Genomic DNA, 5371 nt, shown 5'->3' on the forward strand with positions numbered 1-5371 from the left:
TTCAGGCCGCGAGCCTGGATCATGCAATCTGGTTTCATCGTCCTGGACGGGCTGATGACTATCTGCTCTACAGCATGGACAGCCCCAACGCAGGGGGTGGTCGCGGGTTTAGCCGCGGGCAGTTCTTTAGCCGCGACGGAAGGCTTGTTGCCTCCACGGCGCAGGAGTCACTGATACGCTTACGACCCAGTTCGCCCTAGCTGTCCTCAAAAGACGCGTAAGCAGCGGCTTCTGGGCGGACCAAGCCACTCGAAGGTACAGGCTCCCTAGTTAACCACAGTGGCCATCTGTTCTCCGAGGGCCTGCACTGCCAGCTGCCCGGAGCTGTCATCGAGGAGCGTTACGGACGCGTTATCAGGCCAGAACACGAGGGTGTCTTTGTGTTCCTGATACCAGCCGACTAGCGCATTGATTACCAGAAAATGCGTGAACACTACGGCGGTACCTGAAAGAGCCTCAGCGGCCTCTACAATATTGTCACGCCACTGGTGTAAGTCTGCTTCTTGCTCCCGCCACTGCTGCCGCATAAAACCCCGGAGCCAATCCTGTCGCTGGACAAGGGGTACCGGTGAGGGAATTTCGCGAAAACGCTCATCAACCCGTACGCTGAGACCGAGGGCGTCGGCAAGGGGCACAGCGGTTTCCTGTGCCCGCTGGAGTGGACTGGTGAGCAGAGAGACCTCGGACAGGGACATGTCAGAGGACGCAAGCTCGCTGTAAAGCAGATCAGCCGTTTTCTTCGCTTGCGCGTGTCCAGGTTCGGACAAACCGGGATCGGGACTTTCCCCCCAGCTCGCCGCCGCCTCGCCATGGCGGACCAGATAAACCCGCTTAGCCCCGCTCATCGATAGCTAACCAGCTTCTCTCCTCGGGCCACAGAGAGCTCTCGAAGGAAAGAGCAATCATTAAAATAGGACAGCGAAATCCGATCGGCACTATAAAAAAGCTGCGTCACCGAACAGTTGAACACCGGCTCATAAAACTGATACGTCGCCGACCCCGGCAGATTCAGTACTGCAGCTGTGAGCGTTGCGATAGTTCCTCCCGAGGTAAAGACCCCGATGGTTTTACCTCCGCCCTGATTGCTGATGATATCGCGAAGCATGCTGTGCACGCCCTCAGAGTAATCCTTCCAGCTTTGAATGGCGGGCTCATCGCACTCGGGAGATACCCAATAGTTAAACACCGCCTCAATGACTTTCTGAAATCGCTTACTCGAGTCCAGCCCCTGATCCACGATAGCCTTGATGTCGGGACGCGTCTCCAGGACCTTGGGCAGCAGAAACTCCAGATGCTCATCATTGCGAACCTCATCCAAACGCACATCTTCCATCACCGGGACGCTTGCAGCCTGCGCCTCCAGCGCCAGGGCAGCGGTATCTTTCTGGCGCTGTAACGAGCCGCTGTAGGCCGCGTCAAAAACCACGCCGGTGCGAGACAGATACTCTCCCGTGAGCGTCGCCTGACGACGTCCCAGGGGTGATAACTCGTCATAATTCTCTGCGCCAAAGGACGCCTGTCCGTGACGAATAAGGTAAATGCTGGCCATCAGGAGTTTCCTAGTAAAGAAGGTTCTTCCTCTCGGGGAAAACGCAGCTTTCTCCGATAGGGATAAAAAGATTCTACGTAACCGCTGCGAATCTGCTCCTGTAGCGACTGCCAGAAGCGCGCCTCGTAGATATCCGAGTGCTTTTCATCAAAGGCTTTTCTGGCCCGCTGGTTCCCCGAAAAAAACAAGCGGAACTCCTCCGGAAAAATATCGTTGGGCCCCACGGAATACCAGGGCTGACTCGCCATTTCTTCCATTTCATTGCGAGGTTCGGGAATGATACGAAAGTTACAATCGGTCAACGGCACAATCTCATCGTAATCGTAGAACACCACGCGGCCATGGCGGGTCACACCAAAGTTCTTCAGCAACATATCTCCGGGAAAGATATTCGCCGCGGCGAGCTGTTTGATGGAGTTGCCATACTCGTCCATCACCTCCTCTACTTCGAGATCCGTAGCATCCTGCAGATAGAGATTAAGCGGCGTCATGCGACGCTCAACATACAGGTGCCCGATGATCAGAGCTTTGCCGCGCTCTTCTATTTGGGACGGCGCCACCGCTTTCAACTCTGTGATCAACTCTTCGGAAAACCGATCACGGGCAAAAGCCAGGTTGGTAAACTCCTGAGTATCAGCCATACGCCCTGCGCGATCCGCGCGTTTAACCAGTCGATACTTGGCTTTCACCTCGTCGTGGGTGACCTCCTTGGGCGGCGTAAAACGATCCTTGATTATCTTAAACACAAAGGGATAGGACGGCAGGGTAAACACACTCATCACCATGCCCTTGATACCCGGGGCGATTACGAACTTGTCGGTGGTGGACTCCATGTGTCGCACCGCTGACCGGTGGTAGTAAGTCTTGCCATGCTTGTTATAGCCCATGGAGCTGTAGATTTCGGAGATCGGTTTGGCTGGCATGAGCTTGGCCAAAAACAGCACGTACTGCGAGGGAATGGTAGCGTCGACCATGAAGTAGGTGCGGGTAAAGCTGAATACCACGCTGACGCGATTGGACCCGAAAAGCACGGTATCTACATACACGCCACCGTCCTCGTTGTGCAGCAGCGGGAGCACGAAAGGCATGCTGTCGGGACCGGATAAAATCCGCCCGACTATATAAGCCCCCTTGTTGCGATAGAAGTGATGGGACAACACCTCCATACGCATGTCTTTTCGGTTGATGTCGAAGTCGGCGATCAGCACCAATTCTTCCTGGAACGCCTCAAGAAGCCGATCCACATCGCGCGTTAAATCCTCGTAGGGAATATTGAAACGATAATCCGTGAGAAGCTTTTCGATGGTACCCCGGAGCGAGTTCTCCACAGAGTAGTAATGCAACACCGGACTACTGTCAGAGAGGGGAATATCCCCCTGTGACGAAAATACAAATGCGTAGTCGTTGCGTACCTGCTCGTGCTCGAATACCGCGTTGTAAACCGAGTTGTAGAAGGTTTCCGCAATCTCAAAGTTATTGTGATTGCGGATCAGCCGCGCGTAAATTTTTCGGGTGTCACGCCAGAATTCGTAATTGCGAAGCTCTTCGCCCGCTACCAGTTCCACAGTGTCGAGAACAAAATTCACCTTGAGCTTGTAAAGATCAATACGCTGGATAGTTGCGGCATGAATACCCAGCCAGTCGGCGTTTTCAAAACGCGAGCGAGCTCCCAGCGTGATATTCTGAAAGTCCGCGAAGTAAGACTCAAAGCCGTTGAGAATTATTCGCGCAAAGCGCTCCCGTCGTTCCACGCTACTCTCTCCTGCTCCCTCTCACTCTCCCACCCGCTTTAACTGTCCCTCGACCCCTGTCCTCAGGGTTCAAAGCGACTAGACTTCCGGATTACCAAACTGGCGACGCAATTTACGCATACCGCCGATCCATCGATCGTAGTCTGCAGTTTTACGCTCGCGATATTTGGCCACTTCCGGATGGGGAAGGATCAGAAACTGTTCCTCTGCCAGACCCTGCACCACCGCGTCTGCAACATCTGCCGGGGTAAGGATACCGTCAACACCTGCAGTGCCTCCCTCCGAATCACCAATCATACGTGTAGCGACTGCCTGGGGGCAGAGACAGGAAACCTTGATTCCCGCATCACCATGGGTGATTGCCAACGACTCGGCAAAGCCTACGGCAGCGTGCTTGGTGGTCGAATAGGCCGCGTCGCCCACCTGACTGAGAAGCCCGGCTGCCGAGGCTGTATTCAGGAAATACCCCTCCCCCCGCTCGATCATGGACGGCAGGCAGGCTCGCGCCGCATAAACATGACTCATCACGTGTATGTCCCACATGGCCTCCCAGGTCTCATTGGGCGCGGAGGTGGCATACCAGGGAGGACCATCCAAAGCGATAATGCCGGCATTGGAGCAGAACAGGTCTATGTGCCCAAACCTGGCAATGACATCGTCCACCATCGCAGCGATTTGCGACTCTTCCCGAACGTTAACCTCATAGGCACTACCGCCCAGCGCGTCGGCTACGGCCTGAGCGGCATCAAGCTCAAGGTCCACAACAACGATCTGTGCAGCTCCGTCTGCAGAAAAGCGCTCGCAGAGCGCCTTGCCAATACCATTGCCACCACCCGTGACAACCACCACTTTGCCTTTTACATCCATCCATTCATCTCCAGAAACAAAAAGGCCCCCAATCGGGGGCCTGGTCAAACGGTAGAAACTTAGGCTGCGTCGCTCATACTGGCAACGTTTTCAGCTGTCTTCGATCCGTAGCTCAGCGCATTAAACTGCGTCTGGTGATGATCGCGATCCCCAAAGGTCGCGTTTATCATCATCAGTCGCTTGGCGTAATGGGCAACATCCAACTCGTCGGTAAGACCCATACCGCCGTGCAGCTGGATGGCCTCTTCAAAGATGTGCTTTCCACACTTGTGGGTCATCACCTTTAACGCATGTAATTCGCGGCGCAAATCCTCATCGCCATTCTCCAATGCGCAAACGGCGCGGTAAAGCATGGACTTTGCCTGCTCATAGGACATAAAAGTATCCACCATACGGTGCTGAAGCGCCTGGAAACTACTGATAGCCGTGCCAAACTGCTCGCGCGTCTTGGTGTATTCCAGGGTCTTGTTGTTGAGCTGACCCATGAGACCCATCGCCTCGCCGCACAGGGCAACAATACCTTCCTGAATAACCTGATCCATGGCTCCGTAGCCGCCATCGAGCTCCCCAAGAAGAGCATCAGCGCTGATGCTGACATCCTTGAAGGTAATATTGGCAACGTTCTGGCCATCCATCAGTCGATAGCTCACGCGCTCTATGCCCGCAGCGTTGGCGTCAACGATAAACAGGCTTATACCCTGGCGGTCGTACTGTTCGCCGGAGGTTCGCGCGGCAACAATCAGAGTGTCGGCGTTCATACCGTTGCTGACAACCACCTTCTCGCCGTTGAGCGTGTATCCACCGTCGGTGGCGGTTGCCGTGGTGAGCATGTCCGCAAGTTCGTAGCGGCTCTGACGTTCGAGGTAGGCGAAGGCGCCCAGCCGGCTGCCGTCGATAATGCCCGGTATATATTCGCCTTTCTGGCTTTCGCTGCCTGCTGCGTTCAGCAAACCACCGAACAACACTACGGTCGCAAAGTAAGGCTCGACGATCAGGCCCTTACCAAACTCTTCCATCATGACCATGAGGTCCACCGGACCACCGCCAAAACCACCGTACTCCTCTGCGAAGGGCACGCTCAGCCAGCCGAGCTCTGCAAAGGTTTGCCAAACTTCACGGCTCATCCCCTCGTCGCTGGCAACGATGCCACGCCGGGTGTCGAAGTCGTAATCGTCCTGAACAAAACGCGCGACGCTGTCACGCA

At 55.2% G+C, this 5371-nt stretch carries 6 protein-coding genes; 1 reads left to right on the plus strand and 5 read right to left on the minus strand.

What is annotated here, in order from left to right:
- On the plus strand, window positions 1-200 hold a 200-nt coding region (locus ACTG3T_RS02230; RefSeq protein ID WP_439100635.1), incomplete at its 5' end, for an acyl-CoA thioesterase.
- Window positions 201-266: 66 nt separating this feature from the next.
- On the opposite strand, the gene ACTG3T_RS02235 is transcribed toward ACTG3T_RS02230, so the two are convergent.
- The 5 genes from ACTG3T_RS02235 to ACTG3T_RS02255 all read right to left on the minus strand — a co-directional run.
- Window positions 267-845 carry a histidine phosphatase family protein gene (locus ACTG3T_RS02235; RefSeq protein WP_439100636.1) on the minus strand — a complete coding sequence of 193 codons (579 nt, stop codon included), beginning with the start codon at window positions 843-845 and terminating at the stop codon, window positions 267-269.
- Window positions 842-1549: a histidine phosphatase family protein gene (locus tag ACTG3T_RS02240; protein ID WP_439100637.1), complete on the minus strand. Its 708-nt coding sequence runs from the start codon at window positions 1547-1549 to the stop codon at window positions 842-844. The genes ACTG3T_RS02235 and ACTG3T_RS02240 overlap by 4 nt, the downstream gene beginning before the upstream one ends.
- Window positions 1549-3300 carry a bifunctional isocitrate dehydrogenase kinase/phosphatase gene (gene aceK, locus ACTG3T_RS02245; protein WP_439100638.1) on the minus strand — a complete coding sequence of 584 codons (1752 nt, stop codon included), beginning with the start codon at window positions 3298-3300 and terminating at the stop codon, window positions 1549-1551. The genes ACTG3T_RS02240 and aceK overlap by 1 nt, the downstream gene beginning before the upstream one ends.
- Window positions 3301-3378: 78 nt before the next feature.
- The gene (locus ACTG3T_RS02250; RefSeq protein WP_439100639.1) at window positions 3379-4167 is read right to left on the minus strand and encodes an SDR family oxidoreductase; all 789 of its coding nucleotides are present in this window, start codon (window positions 4165-4167) and stop codon (window positions 3379-3381) included.
- A gap of 59 nt (window positions 4168-4226) precedes the next feature.
- A partial coding sequence (locus ACTG3T_RS02255) for an acyl-CoA dehydrogenase family protein (RefSeq protein WP_439100640.1) occupies window positions 4227-5371 on the minus strand: 1145 nt, incomplete at its 5' end.

This window comes from Congregibacter sp. (genome assembly GCF_965660375.1).
In the GTDB taxonomy this organism is placed as follows: domain Bacteria; phylum Pseudomonadota; class Gammaproteobacteria; order Pseudomonadales; family Halieaceae; genus Congregibacter.